The 15,573-nt window shown below is 55.5% G+C and carries 14 protein-coding genes; 8 read left to right on the forward strand and 6 right to left on the reverse strand.

The window, feature by feature from the left end; genetic code table 11:
* The first annotated feature begins 121 nt into the window (after positions 1 to 121).
* Both AC1Z3F_RS11090 and AC1Z3F_RS11095 read left to right on the forward strand, forming a co-directional pair.
* Positions 122 to 1,255, forward strand: a complete 1,134-nt coding sequence (locus tag AC1Z3F_RS11090) for an L-talarate/galactarate dehydratase (RefSeq protein ID WP_483565714.1) — start codon at positions 122 to 124, stop codon at positions 1,253 to 1,255.
* A 69-nt stretch (positions 1,256 to 1,324) separates the two neighbouring features.
* Positions 1,325 to 2,011 (forward strand): FadR/GntR family transcriptional regulator, encoded by a 687-nt coding sequence (locus AC1Z3F_RS11095; protein WP_483565715.1) that lies wholly within the window; start codon positions 1,325 to 1,327, stop codon positions 2,009 to 2,011.
* Positions 2,012 to 2,120: 109 nt separating this feature from the next.
* Here AC1Z3F_RS11095 and AC1Z3F_RS11100 read toward each other — a convergent pair whose 3' ends face one another.
* The 5 genes from AC1Z3F_RS11100 to AC1Z3F_RS11120 form a co-directional block, all read right to left on the reverse strand.
* Complete coding sequence (locus AC1Z3F_RS11100; protein ID WP_483565716.1) at positions 2,121 to 3,479, reverse strand: gluconate:H+ symporter; 1,359 nt, start codon at positions 3,477 to 3,479, stop codon at positions 2,121 to 2,123.
* A 424-nt stretch (positions 3,480 to 3,903) separates the two neighbouring features.
* On the reverse strand, positions 3,904 to 4,296 hold the full coding sequence (locus AC1Z3F_RS11105) for a universal stress protein (protein ID WP_131089152.1): 393 nt from the start codon (positions 4,294 to 4,296) through the stop codon (positions 3,904 to 3,906).
* Positions 4,293 to 5,828, reverse strand: coding sequence for a tripartite tricarboxylate transporter permease (locus AC1Z3F_RS11110; protein WP_262199351.1), 1,536 nt, complete (start codon positions 5,826 to 5,828; stop codon positions 4,293 to 4,295). The genes AC1Z3F_RS11105 and AC1Z3F_RS11110 overlap by 4 nt, the downstream gene beginning before the upstream one ends.
* Positions 5,829 to 5,849: 21 nt before the next feature.
* Positions 5,850 to 6,431 (reverse strand): tripartite tricarboxylate transporter TctB family protein, encoded by a 582-nt coding sequence (locus AC1Z3F_RS11115; protein WP_262199350.1) that lies wholly within the window; start codon positions 6,429 to 6,431, stop codon positions 5,850 to 5,852.
* A 42-nt stretch (positions 6,432 to 6,473) separates the two neighbouring features.
* A complete protein-coding gene (locus AC1Z3F_RS11120; RefSeq protein WP_131089155.1) occupies positions 6,474 to 7,475 on the reverse strand; it encodes a Bug family tripartite tricarboxylate transporter substrate binding protein in 1,002 nt (333 codons plus the stop codon).
* Between the two features lie 150 nt (positions 7,476 to 7,625).
* Between AC1Z3F_RS11120 and AC1Z3F_RS11125 the strand changes: the two genes are divergently transcribed.
* The 6 genes from AC1Z3F_RS11125 (at position 7,626) to AC1Z3F_RS11150 (ending at position 14,585) form a co-directional block, all read left to right on the forward strand.
* Positions 7,626 to 8,525: a LysR family transcriptional regulator gene (locus AC1Z3F_RS11125; protein ID WP_262199349.1), complete on the forward strand. Its 900-nt coding sequence runs from the start codon at positions 7,626 to 7,628 to the stop codon at positions 8,523 to 8,525.
* A 132-nt stretch (positions 8,526 to 8,657) separates the two neighbouring features.
* Entirely contained in the window at positions 8,658 to 9,596 is a 939-nt protein-coding gene (gene kdgD / locus AC1Z3F_RS11130; RefSeq protein ID WP_483565717.1) for a 5-dehydro-4-deoxyglucarate dehydratase, read from the forward strand.
* 38 nt (positions 9,597 to 9,634) lie between these two features.
* Positions 9,635 to 11,236 carry an aldehyde dehydrogenase (NADP(+)) gene (locus tag AC1Z3F_RS11135; RefSeq protein ID WP_483565718.1) on the forward strand — a complete coding sequence of 534 codons (1,602 nt, stop codon included), beginning with the start codon at positions 9,635 to 9,637 and terminating at the stop codon, positions 11,234 to 11,236.
* 3 nt (positions 11,237 to 11,239) lie between these two features.
* Positions 11,240 to 12,568 (forward strand): enolase C-terminal domain-like protein, encoded by a 1,329-nt coding sequence (locus tag AC1Z3F_RS11140; protein ID WP_262199346.1) that lies wholly within the window; start codon positions 11,240 to 11,242, stop codon positions 12,566 to 12,568.
* Positions 12,569 to 12,696: 128 nt separating this feature from the next.
* Positions 12,697 to 13,638, forward strand: a complete 942-nt coding sequence (locus AC1Z3F_RS11145; RefSeq protein ID WP_483565719.1) for an AEC family transporter — start codon at positions 12,697 to 12,699, stop codon at positions 13,636 to 13,638.
* 17 nt (positions 13,639 to 13,655) lie between these two features.
* Complete coding sequence (locus tag AC1Z3F_RS11150) at positions 13,656 to 14,585, forward strand: AEC family transporter (RefSeq protein ID WP_262199344.1); 930 nt, start codon at positions 13,656 to 13,658, stop codon at positions 14,583 to 14,585.
* Between the two features lie 31 nt (positions 14,586 to 14,616).
* Here AC1Z3F_RS11150 and AC1Z3F_RS11155 read toward each other — a convergent pair whose 3' ends face one another.
* Positions 14,617 to 15,570 (reverse strand): LysR family transcriptional regulator, encoded by a 954-nt coding sequence (locus AC1Z3F_RS11155; protein WP_131089162.1) that lies wholly within the window; start codon positions 15,568 to 15,570, stop codon positions 14,617 to 14,619.
* Positions 15,571 to 15,573: the final 3 nt, after the last annotated feature.

The raw sequence follows: 15,573 nt of genomic DNA on the forward strand, positions 1-15,573 counted from the left end.
AATTTACCGGGTAGAAAAAATCAAAGATATTTCTCTGCAAAAAACACTTGTGAGATAAGTTGCCAACTTATACGATAAGTTGAAAGCAATGTTCACCCCTGTTCATCGGAGCACAGATTTCATGACTTACACCCCAGACGCCATTCGCCACGTTAAGCTCTCCACGGCACGACTGCCGCTGGCCACCCCGATCTCAGATGCCAAGGTCTTCACCGGGCGCCAAAAGCCGATGACCGAAGTCGTCTTCCTCTTCGCAGAAATCACCACCGAGCAGGGCCATGAAGGCATGGGGTTCTCGTACTCCAAGCGTGCTGGCGGTCCAGCTCAGTACGCTCATGCCAAGGAAGTCGCCGAAACCATGATCGGCGAGGACCCCAACGACATCGCCAAGCTCTACACCAAGCTACTCTGGGCCGGCGCTTCCGTTGGACGCTCAGGTGTTGCCACCCAGGCCCTGGCTGCCTTGGATATCGCACTTTACGATTTGAAGTCCAAGCGTGCCGGACTTCCACTGGCCAAGTTCTTGGGCTCGCACCGCGACTCGGTACGCACCTACAACACCTCCGGCGGCTTCCTTAACGCTTCAATCGAAGAGGTCAAGGAACGCGCCAGCCAGTCCATCGAGGAAGGAATTGGTGGCATCAAGATCAAGGTCGGCCTGCCAGACAGTGCCGAGGACTTGCGTCGTGTCGCTGCCGTGCGCGAACACATCGGCCCCGACGTGCCCCTCATGGTCGACGCCAACCAGCAGTGGGACCGCGCCACCGCACTTCGCATGGGCCGCAAGCTAGAGCAGTTTGATCTGGTCTGGATCGAAGAACCATTGGATGCTTACGATGCTGAAGGACATGCGGCTCTCGCCGCAGCCCTAGACACTCCCATCGCCACCGGCGAGATGCTGGCCTCGGTCGCTGAGCATGAACGATTGATCGAAGCCCGCGCCTGCGACATCATCCAGCCGGACGCTCCACGCGTTGGTGGCATCACCCAGTTCCTGCGCCTAGCCACGCTTGCCGATCAAGCCGGACTGGACTTGGCACCTCACTTCGCCATGGAGATCCACCTTCATCTGGCGGCAGCTTACCCACGCGAGCCATGGGTAGAGCACTTCGACTGGTTGGACCCACTGTTCAACGAACACTTGGAAACCAAGGACGGTCGGATGCTGGTCCCGAACCGCCCAGGCCTCGGGTTCACCTTCAGCGACCAAGCTCGCGCGTGGACCACGGACACCGTTGAATTCGGACGCCCATAGTTCCTCCTCCACCAGCGCCGATGCCCGCCTCTCGCGGGGATCGGCGCTTATGCTTTAAGGATGCAGAGCATGAAACCCAATCTGGCCTCTTCGTTGGTAGAGCACCTACGTGAACGAATCAGCTCTGGAGACATAGTCGCTGGCGAAAAGCTTCCGAGTGAAAACACGTTGATCGCTTCCCATGGTGTTTCTCGTACCGTGGTGCGCGAAGCCATTACGCGCCTGCAGGCTGAAGGTCTGATCTACACTCGGCGCGGAGCCGGTAGCTTTGCACTGACTCCCCCACCTGCTGCCATGGCTGAAACTCAGCCACTGATCCCACGCACCTTGGATGAACGCCGAGAACTGATCGAATTCCGCATGGGATTTGAAACCGAAGCCGCGGCCAGTGCGGCGCTTAGCGCTTCTGAGTCAGACCTCTCGGCAATGGAATCGGCGCTTCAGGGTTTTGAAGCTTCCTTGGGCAACGCCTCGGTGAGCATGAGCTGCGATTATGAATTCCATCTTGCCGTGGCTAGGGCCACCGGCAATCCGTACTTTGCTCAAGCCGTTCAAACATTTGGCCCCGGCATGATTGCCATGCCTCGTCGCCGACTAGATGCCACAGATTCTATCGACAGCCACAGGTTAGATTCTGTCGCAGCCGAGCACCGCGCTATCCATGAAGCCATCGCATCGGGCAACCCTCAGTTGGCCTCTGCGGCCATGAGATTGCACCTAGCAAATTCAGTGAAGCGACTACAGGCTGAGGCCTAAGCCGAGCTGAGCAAAGCACGTTGCTTTCAGCGGCAGCCCCAGTTATAGACAAACCCTTCGTGGCCTGTGCGGAGTTCTCCGCACAGGCCACAAAGGGTTTCTGCATTTTTTAGGCAATGAACTGGCTGAGTAACAGAACCCCACCCAGGCCCAAGACCGCCAACGTGGTGGTGTAGGTAGTGCGCACCGCGATGGCTTGGCCCACGTTGAGGTTGAAATATTCTTTGAACATCCAGAACCCCGGGTCATTTACGTGACTGAATGCAATGGAACCACAAGCCGTAGCCAGGACCATCAGCTCCGGCGAGGCCCCGGTGGCCACAACCAGTGGAGCGGCGATGCCGGCCGCGGTCGAGACAGCAACAGTTGCCGAGCCCAGTGCAATACGCAGAATCACGGCAATGAGCCACGCAAGGACCAACGGGCTAAGATCCCACCCAGACGTCGTTTCCGCAATGTAGTCGGCAATTCCCGCCGAGACCAGAACCTCCTTGAATGCACCACCGGCACCAATAACCAAGAGGATCATGGCCATCGCACGGGCTGCCTCGCTCATGGATTTAGCAACTTGGCTCATGCTGCGATTACTCATCGGCCCAAAAGCGAAAATTGCGACGATCAATGCGATCAGCAAGGCCATCTCAGCTGAACCAAGAAGCTCCAAAACATTGCTGAAGCTTTCACTCATCTCCAGCGTCATACGCGCTACTTCCGATCCGGCAATCAGCACGATGGGAAGCAGAGCAACGATAAAGGACATCGCAGTGGACGGAAGTTCTTCATCCTTGAATTCTTTTTCCGCCAACAGACCAGCGGGCATTTGCGGATTCATCTTCTTCACGAAAGCCAGACGTGGCCAGGTCATCGCGATGGCAACACCGACCGGGATAGCGATCATCAGCCCGTACGCAAGAGTCAGACCTACTGAAGCGTTATATAGCCCCGCAACGGCCGTTGGACCCGGGTGCGGTGGCAAGAACGAATGCATTGTCGACAGCGAGATCGACATAGGCAATCCCACCCACAACAGATTGACCTTGGTGGCGCGAACAAGGGTAAATGCCACCGGTACCAAAATCACGAACGCGACTTCGTAGAACATGGTGACACCGATCAGCATCGCCGAAATGACCATGGCCCACTGGACACCACGTTCTCCAAAAACAGAGAGAATCTTTTTCGCAATGCGTTGCGCTGCGCCTGCGTCACCCATGACACGGCCAATCATCGCGCCAAGGCCAATGACGATAGCCGTTCCGCCAAGCTGCCCGCCCAAACCGTCCGCGATGATATCGGGGATATCTGCGATCCCGGCCGCCTCTCCGTCGATGGTGAGCGAGTCAGTAGCCACCGCCCAGAATGCGACAAGTGTGGCGACAAGAATGAGGGAAATGAATCCGTTGAGCTTGAACCTCATCATAAGGATCAACAGAACAACGACAGCCAGCGCGACGATGAGCAATGGCATTGAGGCTCCAATCTAGAGCAGGGGCAGGAAAAGAATCTGGGCATCGAATGGACTGCGCTCACAGTGCTACAAAGTGAGCTGGCGCATAAGTCCATGTGCCACCAATCACGTTAGTGAGTTCATTTCTGTCCGTCCAAGACTCGAACCGCATTCATTGATACCTAGCTGGCATCAGTGCGACTCGAACTCAGGTCGCCGGCTTCTGAAATCCGCGCAGATAAGCCAAGAAATCCCCTCCGCCTACCGTTCGACTCGCCCTCCACCCTCGCCAATTTTCCGCAGTTTTGTGATCAGCATCACCATACTTTTTGAATCTTCTCTACAGTTAGTCGCCCTCGTTTTTGACGCAAAAAAGCAGGCCGCGGGACTCTCCAACCGAGAGCCCACGACCTGCCGAATATATCTTTTGACTACGCCTAACGAGTCATGACGCTTTGACGGCCAGAACTGGGTGCTCCGCCTGCAGTAGGATCCGCTGAGCCTGGGATCCCATGATGAATTTGCCGACCTGAGAACGCTGGCGCAATCCAATGACAATGAGCGAGACCTGATGCTTGTCAGCAAGCCCCAAGAACTCTTCAGTTAGATCATCGCGATAAGTTGACTCGATGACCTGTGCTTTGACTCCAGCACTAAGTGCCGCGTCCAAGACACGGGCCAGGTCTTCTTCTGAAGCAGTGTTCTTGTCTACTAACGATCCCTCGCGAGAGGAATTAACGATGAGCAACTGCTCATCGCGCAGACTTGCTTCTTTGATCGCCGCAGCCACGGCGGCTTCCCCTACATTCGAGGGAACGTATCCGACGATGATACTCATGCGTTTTCCTTTTCTTTGTCTGCAACTACAGCACTGGTAGTTGAGCTCGTCTTTCGCTTATCAATTGCGCTCTTTATAACTGGCCAAATGGCGACGAAGACAAACAGCACCAACAGGGTCGCCGAAATCGGACGGGTGAAGAATCCTGTTGGGTCGCCTTCAAGCACAAGCAATGACCGACGAAGATTCGATTCGAGCAAGCTACCGAGCACGAACGCCAACACCAGAGGACCTGGTTCAAAACCAAACTTTTTCATGAGATAACCAATGGCACCGAAGAGCACGACCAGCAACACGTCAAACATTGAATTTCGAATGGTGTATGCACCAAGCATGGTGATCAGGGCAGTGATCGGAGCCAAGATTGCAGCGCGCACACGGAGGATTTTTACGAATACACCAATGAGCGGAATCGACATGATCAACAAGAGAATATTGCCGATATACATCGAATTCACAACGCCCCAGAACAACTGAGGATCATCATTGATCAGCTGCGGCCCAGGGGTAATGCCCTGAATTAGCAGTGCACCAAAGATTATTGCCATCGTCGCATTGGCCGGGATGCCCAGCGTCAGCAGAGGAATGAATGAGCTGGTAGCTGCGGCGTTGTTGGCCGATTCTGGTCCAGCAACGCCTTCAATGGCGCCCCTTCCAAAGCGCGAAGGATCCTTTGCGGTCTTCTTCTCCATTGCATAGGAAGCTAGCGAAGCAATGGTTGCCCCACCACCAGGAAGAATGCCGAGGAAGAAGCCGAGAACTGAGCCACGACCGATGGCCCCGGATGCTTCCTTGATGTCTTTGCCTTTCGGCCAAACATTTGAAACCTTCACCGGCGCAGTGGCTGCACGATGGCGTTCTTCAAGGTTGTATAGGATTTCGCCGAGACCAAATAGTCCCATGGCGATGGGAACAAAGTCGATGCCATCGGCCAGCGAGAGATTACCGAAGGTAAAACGCTCGGCTCCAGTAAATCCATCGCGACCGATTGTTGCCAGGAACAAGCCAACAGCAGCGGCGATGATTGCCTTGATTTTGGTTCCGCCGGAGATCGTTGCTACCAGCAGGATGCCGAGCATCGCCAGAGCCGTGTATTCCGGCGGACCGAAATCCAGAGCGAAGCTGGCAACGAGTGGCGCCAGAAAGGTCAAACCGATAATCGAGACGGTGGCGCCAAAGAATGAGCCAATGGCAGCGATACCTAGGGCCGCCCCTGCTCTACCCTGCTTAGCCATAACGTAACCGTCAAAGACAGTGACCACTGAGCTGGCTTCACCGGGCAGGCGGAGCAGTACCGAGGTAATGGTTCCGCCGTATTGTGCACCGTAGAAAATTCCGGCCAACATGATGATGGCGGTGACTGGTTCAACGCCGTAGGTCATGGGAAGCAAGATGGCGATTGTAGCTGCCGGGCCCAGGCCCGGCAGCACACCAATGAGCATGCCAACAACAACGCCCAGCAAACAGTACAAAAGGTTGGTGGGGTCCAGGACGACGTTAAATCCGTCTAGGACTGGTCCAAAGAATTCCATGCGAGTCAGCCTTTGCGTGCTTTAGAAGAGTCGAGGGATCGTTGTGCCCAGGGCAGCGATGAAGATTGCGTAGAAGGCTGCAACGATCAGAATTGAGTAGATCGTTGCGGACCTCCAGCGTTCACCGCCTAGCCATCGCATCCATACGAAGCACAGGAGTAGTGATGGGATTTCAAAGCCGATGACTGGCATCAGTACAACCATCAAGATCAGCGTTGCGAACCCGATTGCGGCGTACCAACTCATTGCGCTGAACTTCTCGCCGTCTCTGCCACCAGCGCGCCCAATAATTATTTGCGCGACTGCCATGACCGCTGCGATGAGTGAAATGACAAAGGGCCACATGCCCGCCGCCGGCGCAGCTGGTGTACCTAGGCCCAGACCCACGGACAGCACCATGCCAGCAATGCTCAGGCCCAAAACTACCAACGAAGAGAGCAAATTTGCGATTGGTCCCGCTGGTTCAGCCGCTTCAGCTTCCCACTGAGCTGCCAATTCATCTGGTGTGAGCGCCTCAGCTTCCTGAACCTGTTCTGCCGGTTGCGCGCTGGTAGCTTGCTCTTTTGAATCTTGCCGCGAGTGTTTCGCGTCTATGAGTTTCATCCTGAGATTCTCGCTTTCGAGTTTCCTATCGGTGTCTACCGGCTACTTGCCAGCGAGGGAAATCTCGTGCTCATCGGTTAGTTTCTTATAGGTCTCTGCCAACTCCGTCCATTCCGAGACAACCTCTTCGCCGCTGATCTCGTGGGTGCTGAGCAGGTTCTTTTTGTTGAAGGACTTGTAGCTATCAGCTGCGGTGGCGTCCTTGATGGAAGCTACCAACTTCTCCTTTGCTTCATCACTCAAGCCCTTAGGAGCCGCTATGGCACGGTACTGCGAGACTGGAACTTCATAGCCGGATTCGACAGCAGTCGGAACATCGGGCAGAAACTCATTGCGTTCCTTGGAGAAGACCGTAATTGGCACCACGGTGCCAGCATCAATCTGTGGCTTAGCTTCGCCCAGCTGAATGGTTGATACCTGGACTTGGTCACCCATGACTGCGGTCAATGCCGGTGACCCTGAGTCGAACGGTACGGTGGTGCCTTCGATATCAGCTTGAGCGAGCAACAGCTCCTGGGCCAGCTGCGATCCGGTTCCCACCCCGGTGGTGCCGAAGGACAGTTTCTTCTCGCTCTTCTTGATGTCGTCAATGTTCTTCAGGCCCGAGGCCTTGCTTGCAACCATGACGTAGTCGTCCTGCGAAAGTCCCATCAGAACATCGAGGTCATCAAGGGAAACAGTTTCGTTTTCAGAAACAGCCAGCGGCGTGATGGTGATCAGTGAAGCGTTGAGCAAGACCAGGTTCTGGCCATCTGCCTTCATAGCAGCTACCTCTTTAGTAGCCAATGCGCCGTTGGCCCCTGGCTTGTTGACCACTGGCATTGATACACCGAGGGAATCGGCCATTCCTTCAGCGGCAGCGCGGGCAATCAAATCCGTAGACCCGCCTGGAGCCTGTCCTACGGTGAGGGTGACCGGGCCAGATGGGAATTGCGCCGAGTCGGCGCTCCCTCCCCCAACGTTTCCACCGCAAGCGCTGAGTGCCAGCACAACACCGGCGGACGAAAGGGCAAGTAGCGTGCGACGAGCCATACGGTTTTTCATGTTTTTCTCCTGCGAGTTTGAGTGCGAGCGACCAATTTTGAATCCTTACGTGAGGCGAGTCACCTTGTTGGTCTCGGGTATAGCGTAGAAACTTGAAGTGATGCATGTCCAAGGTTGAATGTGCATGGAGTGATTCCCGAAAGGTATTGAATGTTTACTCTGGATCAGGCCAGAAGCTTTGTTGCGGTGGCAGAAGAACTACATTTCGGCCGCGCTGCCGAGAGGCTGAACATGACTCAGCCCCCGTTGAGCCGCCAAATCCAGAAGCTGGAACGCACCGTTGGCGTCGAGTTATTGGAAAGAGATAACCGCAGGGTCGCCCTCACCGTGGCGGGCCAGGCATTTTTGCAAGACGCCCGAAGACTGGTCATCGCAGCCGAACGTGCTCCGGATAATGCGCGAAGGATCGCAGCTGGCCAACTCGGCGAACTGCGCATTGGCTTTACCGCCGCTTCTGGCTTCAGCCTGCTCGGGCCAATGCTTGGGGAAATTTCGGCACAGATGCCGCAGGTTCATGTGGACCTATCTGAAATGGTGACCAGCGAACAAGTAGTCGCATTACTTGATGGCGACCTAGACCTTGGACTAGCCCGCCCACCCTTTGACGAAACCTTATTTGAGTCTGCTCTGCTGTTCTCGGAAGGTTTGGTAGTGGCAGTGCCATCGGATCATCCATTGGCTCAACTGAATCGAAGTCTCACCTTTGAAGATCTACGCGATGAACCGCTGATCATGCATTCGCCTACCAAGGCCCGCTACTTTTATGACCTCGTTGTGCGCATGATTGATATCGAGCATAAAAACGTGCGGCATACCGTGAGCCAGATTTTGACCATGATCGCTTTGGTCGCAGCCGGACGTGGAATCGCTTTTGTTCCAGAGAGCGCCAAACTTCTCGGCGTTTCCGGCGTGAGTTATCTGCGCCTACCCGAGGTCCGCGAGGACCCGGTGCAGCTGCACGCCATCTGGAGTAGGACTTCCAAAAACCCCGCGCTGGAACGACTGGTCTCCATAGTTCGCGGAAGCTTGCACGACAATGATGCCGAGTAGGTATCAAACAATACAAATATGGGCTTGGACATGCATCACTGAGTGTTCCTAGGGTGAGAGTAATAGCAATTCAACTCTTACTTGATTCCTACGGACTACGGACGTTGGAAGAAAAACACAAAGGAATCCTCCATGGCTCAGTACACACCTTCCGAACTTGCAAACAAGCTCAAAGACGGACTGCTCTCATTCCCAGTCACCGCCTTTGATGAGAACCTCGAAATCGATGAGGCCAACTACCGCAAGCACCTAGCGTGGCAGTCCAGCTTCGATGTGGCGGGCTTGTTCGCAGCCGGTGGCACCGGTGAAGGCTTCACCTTGACCCCGGAAGAATCAGCCAAGGTTGTTCGCATGGCCGTTGAAGAAGCCGGTTCCAGTGTGCCAGTTCTTGCCTCGGCAGGTGGATCAACCAAGCAGGCCATCCAGAACGCCCAGGACGCCGAGGCTGCTGGCGCCGAGGGACTGCTGCTCCTGCCTCCTTACCTGACCGAATGTGACCAGGAAGGCCTGTACCAGCACGTCTCCAAAATTTGCTCCTCGACCAAAACTGGCGTGATTGTTTACAACCGTGCCAACGCTGTCTACTCCGCAGACACCGTGGCGCGACTGGCAGATAACCACGAAAACTTCATTGGCTTCAAGGACGCATTGGGCGACATTGAGCAGATCACCAAGGTCTACGCGAAGAACGGTGACCGCCTGTTCTACCTCGGTGGCCTGCCTACCGCAGAGACTTTCGCACTTCCACTGTTGCAGCTGGGAATGAGCACCTACTCCTCAGCCATGTACAACTTCGTTCCTGAATTTGCACTGGACTTCTACAAGGACGTTCGTGCGCAGGACCGTGTGGCAATCAACGAAAAGCTGAACCGTTTTGTTCTGCCGTACTTGGATATCCGCGACCGCGTCAAGGGCTACGGAGTGTCCATCGTCAAGGGCGGCCTGAAGGCCATTGGTCGCGACTCCGGCTCGGTGCGCCCACCACTGCAGGACCTCACTGAAGCTGATCTAGCGGATCTTTCGGCACTGATCCAGAAGGTCGGCATCGTTCCTGCCGGCGCCGCACTGTAAAACCTGAACTGGCAATTTTTCGAATCGCAAGGAGCACCATGACTACCAATACCGAGCAACTCACCGGGCAGTCGATTCTCGCTGGTCAAAGCACTACCGGCACCGGACGGACCGTCAACGGTTTCAACCCCGCCACCAACCAGCCCCTAGAACCGGGCTACAGCCTGATCGATACCGAGCAACTGAAGCTTGCCACCTCCGCGGCGGCCGAAGCCTTTGATTCCTTCCGTGCTCTGGATCCAGAAAAGCATGCAGCTTTCCTCGAAGCCATCGCCGATAACATCGAAGCTGTCGGTCAAGAGCTCGTGGAACGCGCCATGGCCGAAACCGGCCTGCCCGCAGCGCGCCTGAACGGCGAGCGCGGCCGTACCACCGGCCAGCTGCGTCTGTTCGCAAAGGTCGTTCGCCAGGGTGATTTCCGTGGTGTGCGCATCGATCCAGCATTGCCAGAGCGAACCCCATTGCCTCGCGTAGATATTCGACAGCGCAAGATCCCGCTGGGTCCAGTGGCCGTCTTTGGTGCCTCGAACTTCCCGCTGGCCTTCTCCACCGCCGGTGGCGACACCGCTTCTGCTTTGGCTGCCGGTTGCCCGGTAGTTTTCAAAGCGCACAATGCTCATCCGGGCACCAGTGAAATTGTTGGCCGCGCCATCACCCAGGCGGTCACCGACGCTGGCCTGCACGCCGGTGTTTTCTCCTTGATCTATGGTCCGGGAGCCTCCATCGGTCAGGCGCTGGTAGCTGATCCAGTGATCAAGGCTGTTGGCTTTACCGGATCACGTTCCGGCGGTACCGCGTTGATGGCCACCGCAGCAGCACGACCTGAACCGATTCCGGTGTACGCAGAAATGAGCGCCATCAACCCTGTCATCTTCTTCGAAGGTGCCTTGGCTGAAGATCCAGAAGGCCATGCCAAGGCGTACCTAGGATCCGTCACCGGGTCCTCCGGTCAGCTCTGCACCGCTCCAGGTTTGGTCTTTGCTCCACAGGGTGCGGCAGGCGACGCCTTTGTAAAGGCTATTGCTCCAGCTACTACGTCTAGCACCGGCCAGACCATGCTGACCGAGGGGATCTACAACGCGTGGACCGAGGGTGTTTCTGCCCTTGAAAAGCAGGACGGCGTAGAACTGCTCGGACGTGGTGCCGAAGGTGACAGCGAAAATGCACCTGGACCGGTCATCTTCGCTGCTGGTGTAGAACAGCTTTTGACCAATCCTGTCCTTCAGGAAGAAATTTTCGGAGCAGCTTCGCTGGTCATCCGCTACAACAGCGCTGAAGAATTGGTTAGCACGCTCTCGCAGCTCGAAGGCCAGCTCACCGCGACCTTGCAGCTCAACGAGTCGGATTATCCGGTTGCTGCCCAAGCTCTTCCCGTCTTGGAAACCAAGGCTGGACGTATCTTGATCAACGGCTGGCCTACCGGTGTTGAAGTTGGCGATGCGATGGTCCACGGCGGTCCGTTCCCGGCTACCTCTGCCCCACAGACCACTTCTGTTGGCACGTTAGCAATCGAACGCTTCTTGCGTCCTGTGGCTTACCAGAACTTCCCTGATTCGCTCTTGCCCCAGCCTTTGGCAGATGAGAATCCATGGAATCTGAATCGTCGCATCGATGGCACGCTGAAGTTAGCAGGAGAATAATCTATGAGTGCACAACCAACTATTGCTTCGGTAGAGGTCATTCCGGTCGCCGGCCACGATTCGATGTTGCTGAATCTTTCCGGTGCCCACGGCCCCTTTTTCACCCGAAATATTGCCATCATCACCGACTCTGATGGACGCACCGGTTTAGGTGAAGTACCTGGAGGCGAAGCAATTCGCTCAACTATTGAAGAAGCTGGAAAGCTCATCCATGGGGCACCAGTAGCCAAATACCGTTCCTTGCTGCGACAGATTTCCAGCCGTTTCGCAGACCGCGACAAGGGTGGACGTGGAGCGCAAACTTTTGATCTGCGCACCACGGTCCACGCAGTTACCGCCGTTGAGTCTGCGCTGTTGGATCTGCACGGACAACACCTTGGTGTGCCGGTAGCAGAGCTACTGGGTGACGGTCAGCAGCGTGAAGCAGTACCAATGCTGGGCTACCTCTTCTACGTGGGCAATCCCGACGCCACCGATCTTCCATATCTTCGCGAACCTCATGGCGCGGATGACTGGGAGAAGGTTCGCCGCGAAGAGGCTATGACACCAGAAGCTGTGGTCCGCTTGGCTGAAGCCGCTCAGAAACGTTACGGGTTCAAAGACTTCAAGCTCAAGGGCGGTGTCCAGGCAGGCGACGCTGAAGTGGATGCGGTGATTGCGCTCAAGGAACGATTCCCTGATGCGCGTATTACCTTGGATCCTAATGGCGGATGGTTGTTGGAAGACGCTATCCGTTTGGGCAAGCGTATGCGCGGAGTTGTGGCTTACGCTGAGGATCCTTGTGGACCTGAGGGCAGGTTCTCGGGACGCGAAGTGATGAGCGAGTTCCGTCGTGCCACCGGCTTGCAGACCGCTACCAACATGATTGCCACCGACTGGCGCGAAATGTCCCACGCAGTGCGCACCAACGCCGTGGATATTCCACTGGCGGATCCGCACTTCTGGACCATGTCCGGTTCCGTTCGGGTTGCCCAATTGTGTGACGAGTTTGGGCTTACGTGGGGTTCTCACTCAAATAACCACTTTGATATTTCCTTGGCCATGTTCACCCAAGCCGGGGCTGCAGCGCCAGGAGACATCACGGCGTTGGATACCCACTGGATCTGGCAGGACGGTCAAGAGCTGACCGAAGAACCACTGCAGATTCGCGACGGAGAAATCCAAGTTCCGCAACAGTCCGGTCTTGGGGTCACCCTGAACCGAGCGCGTGTCAACGAGGCTCACGAGCTGTATTTGCAGCACGGACTCGGATCACGCGATGACGCGGTATCAATGCAATATCTGATTCCAGGCTGGAGCTTTGATTCCAAGAGCCCAGCGTTGGTTCGCTAAGTATTGACTCTGAATAAGTGATGACCATGGGGGGCGGTTGGAACAACATTTGATGTTGTCCCGGCTGTCCCCAATGTGGTGTTGGTAGGCCTCAACGCAGTCATAGAGAAGTGTAAGCAGGAGAAGATATGCACGGCGTGATGCAAGGGTTCGCGATAGTCCTAATCCTTATCGGGGTAGGTCTGGCGACAGCAAAATTTCTCCCGAGTAAGCGGCAAGCCATTTCCACCGGGCTGACCCCGCTGATCTACTACATCACCAACCCTGCCTTGATGTTCATCTTGCTCGCAGACGCCGACCTTGGATTAGTTCTGGGTGTGTTCACACCTATAGCGCTGTTGACTGCCGTGCTCACCGGTGCGCTCTTCGCGGTGGTCTCCAGAATTTTCCTCAAGACTCCGGCCCGCCATCTCCCGGCGGCCGCCATGGCAACCAGTTACGTCAATGCCGGGAACATCGGCATTCCCCTGGCGCTGTATGCGGTGGGTAGTACTACCCCTGCAGTTTCCGTCTTGATAGCTCAGTTGTTGATCATCGCGCCAGCCTACCTGTGTATGTTTGCGGTGATCTCGCGCAAACTGAACCCGGATACGCAGAACCTTCCGCTGGGCCGAACCGTCTTGAAATCCATCGCTAACCCGGTGACTGTCGCAACCGCCATTGGTGCCTGCTTTTCTTTCATCCATCTCAGACTTCCCGAAGTGTTGCACGCACCTTTGGAGATGCTCGGTAATGCCTCCATTCCGTTGTTGCTGATGGCCTTTGGCATGTCCTTGTATGGGCAAAAGCCATTGGCTGAAAAGGAAGGACGGCCTGAAGTCTTTTTGGGTAGCGCGTTCAAAGTGTTGCTCATGCCGTGCATTGCTTGGGCTTTGGGTCGGTTTGTTTTTGGTCTTGAGTTAACGGATCTCATGGGTGTAGTTGTCATGGCCGCTTTGCCCACCGCGCAGAACGTTCTGTTGTTCAGTCAGCAGTTCTCACTGAAACCTACGGTTCCTCGTGAAGTGATTCTGGCCAGTACATTTTTATCCATCCCGGTAGCATTGCTCGCAACGTTCCTTTTGAGCTAGGAGTTCAAGCCCGTCTCATGTTTGGTGTCTTCGAGGGATTTTTCGGTATCTGGGCCATTATTGGCATTGGCTATTGGGCTGGAAAGAAGAATGTCTTCGGCCCTGAAGGGCGAATGATCCTCAATCGTCTCACCTTCTTCATTGCCTCGCCCGCTTTGCTTTTCACCACAATTGCCGGCGCCAATCCTCAAGAAGCCCTCGGCTCTCAGCTGTTTATCGCCGGAATTTCGTCCAGCGTTGTGTTTGTACTTTTCCATTTTCTCTCGCGGTGGCTCTTTAAACGCTCTGCTGCAGAACGAACAATCGGCTCCATGGCCGCTTCCACGGTGAATGCCGGAAACCTAGGCCTGCCCATCGCGCTCTATGCGTTGGGGGATATCTCTATCGCTGCACCCGTGGCCCTGTTTCAGATGGCCATCATGACTCCGGTGTCACTGTCGATGATGGAAAAGGCTACAAGCAACCGGGAAGCCGGTGCGCGAAGCCTCCTGATTCGCACGCTATCAAACCCGATGATTATTGCTTCGGCAGCCGGGTTGGCTTGTTCCATCTTCCATTGGATGCCACCACAGTTGTTGCTGACACCCATAGAACTGCTTGCCGGAGCTTCGATTCCGGCCATGCTTCTTGGCTTCGGCATTTCTCTGGTGGGCTCTAAACCATTGCAAAAGGCAACACAACGCCGAACCGAAGTATGGGTGGCAACAGCACTCAAGCTGGTTGTTCACCCACTCCTAGCTTGGGTTCTGGCAGCCTGGTTGTTCAGGCTCGACGCCACCGGTCAATACATCGCGATTATCATGGCGGCACTGCCTACCGCGCAGAATATTTTTGTCAACGCTGATCGCTACAACGCCGGAATTACCATTGCCAAGGACACCGTTCTGGTCACCACGATTCTAGGTATTCCGGTCATGTTGGCCTTTGCTGGTTTGTTGCACCACTAATTCACCAATGACCCGGCAACACAGCTTTGGCCTACTCAGGCCGATCGGTTGAAGCAGTCTTGTCGGGAATCGCTGTTCCTTCAACATTTTCCAGAGAGTCAATAAAGACTTCGCGTAGTCGTTGCGCAGCCGGATTCACCGAACCTTCTTCCCAAGCAATAAAGATGTCAGAATGGTTCAAATTTTGTAGTCCGTCAGGGCTAGTTAGTTCTTCAAAAACCACTCCAGGTGGCGCAAAGTCCATGGCGCTGGCCGGCACCAACGACACCCCGAGCCCCACGGCAACCAAAGCCATGAGCGCAGGAATCTGGCTGGCAATTTGGGTAATGGTTGGTTTGCTTCCCACGGAATCGAAGAGCCGAATCACCAGATCGTAAAAGTACCTAGCTTCATTGGTTGAATACATCATCAGTGGGAGCCCCACCAATTCTTTGATCAAGACACCCTTGCCGGTGGCCAAATAGTGTCCTGCTGGAAGAGTCACCACCAGTCGGTCCTTTTTCACCAGACATGATTGCACTCCTCCCCGATTGACGACTGGGCGCAATAGACCAACATCAATATTTCCGCTGCTCAACGCGTCGAGTTGGTCAATGGAAACGGCTTCTCGCAGAACCAGCGTGACATCCGGCAGATGACGGGCAGCGGTAGACAGTAAGGCCGGCAGAACAGATTGGCCAGCCACTGAGGTGTAACCAACGATCACCGTTCCAGAGTCCCCGGTAGACACACGGGAGACTTCCATGCTGGTGCGTCGGCTCAACTCCAAAAGTCTGCGGGCATTGGGGAGCAGCACCTCGCCAGCAGCGGTTAGTTGCACATTGCGCGAGGTGCGGGTGAAGAGCTTGGCGGATAATTCACGTTCCAGCAATTGGATCTGTCGGCTCAGCGGCGGCTGAGTCATGTTGAGTCGTTCAGCGGCAGCACCGAAGTGGAGTTCTTCAGCAACAGCGACGAAGGACTCCAGTTGAATGAGCGAAAACATCAA

This window comes from Glutamicibacter sp. MOO4 (assembly GCF_056934395.1).

Excerpts from the sequence above, each read along its gene's own strand:
- AC1Z3F_RS11150 (WP_262199344.1), top strand. The coding sequence starts at position 13,656 with ATGTTTGGTGTCTTCGAGGGATTTTTCGGTATCTGGGCCATTATTGGC.
- AC1Z3F_RS11140 (WP_262199346.1), top strand. The coding sequence starts at position 11,240 with ATGAGTGCACAACCAACTATTGCTTCGGTAGAGGTCATTCCGGTCGCC.
- AC1Z3F_RS11095 (WP_483565715.1), top strand. The coding sequence starts at position 1,325 with ATGAAACCCAATCTGGCCTCTTCGTTGGTAGAGCACCTACGTGAACGA.
- AC1Z3F_RS11090 (WP_483565714.1), top strand. The coding sequence starts at position 122 with ATGACTTACACCCCAGACGCCATTCGCCACGTTAAGCTCTCCACGGCA.
- AC1Z3F_RS11155 (WP_131089162.1), bottom strand. The coding sequence starts at position 15,570 with ATGTTTTCGCTCATTCAACTGGAGTCCTTCGTCGCTGTTGCTGAAGAA.
- AC1Z3F_RS11135 (WP_483565718.1), top strand. The coding sequence starts at position 9,635 with ATGACTACCAATACCGAGCAACTCACCGGGCAGTCGATTCTCGCTGGT.
- AC1Z3F_RS11115 (WP_262199350.1), bottom strand. The coding sequence starts at position 6,431 with ATGAAACTCATAGACGCGAAACACTCGCGGCAAGATTCAAAAGAGCAA.
- AC1Z3F_RS11120 (WP_131089155.1), bottom strand. The coding sequence starts at position 7,475 with ATGAAAAACCGTATGGCTCGTCGCACGCTACTTGCCCTTTCGTCCGCC.
- AC1Z3F_RS11145 (WP_483565719.1), top strand. The coding sequence starts at position 12,697 with ATGCACGGCGTGATGCAAGGGTTCGCGATAGTCCTAATCCTTATCGGG.
- AC1Z3F_RS11110 (WP_262199351.1), bottom strand. The coding sequence starts at position 5,828 with ATGGAATTCTTTGGACCAGTCCTAGACGGATTTAACGTCGTCCTGGAC.
- AC1Z3F_RS11105 (WP_131089152.1), bottom strand. The coding sequence starts at position 4,296 with ATGAGTATCATCGTCGGATACGTTCCCTCGAATGTAGGGGAAGCCGCC.
- kdgD (WP_483565717.1), top strand. The coding sequence starts at position 8,658 with ATGGCTCAGTACACACCTTCCGAACTTGCAAACAAGCTCAAAGACGGA.
- AC1Z3F_RS11125 (WP_262199349.1), top strand. The coding sequence starts at position 7,626 with ATGTTTACTCTGGATCAGGCCAGAAGCTTTGTTGCGGTGGCAGAAGAA.
- AC1Z3F_RS11100 (WP_483565716.1), bottom strand. The coding sequence starts at position 3,479 with ATGCCATTGCTCATCGTCGCGCTGGCTGTCGTTGTTCTGTTGATCCTT.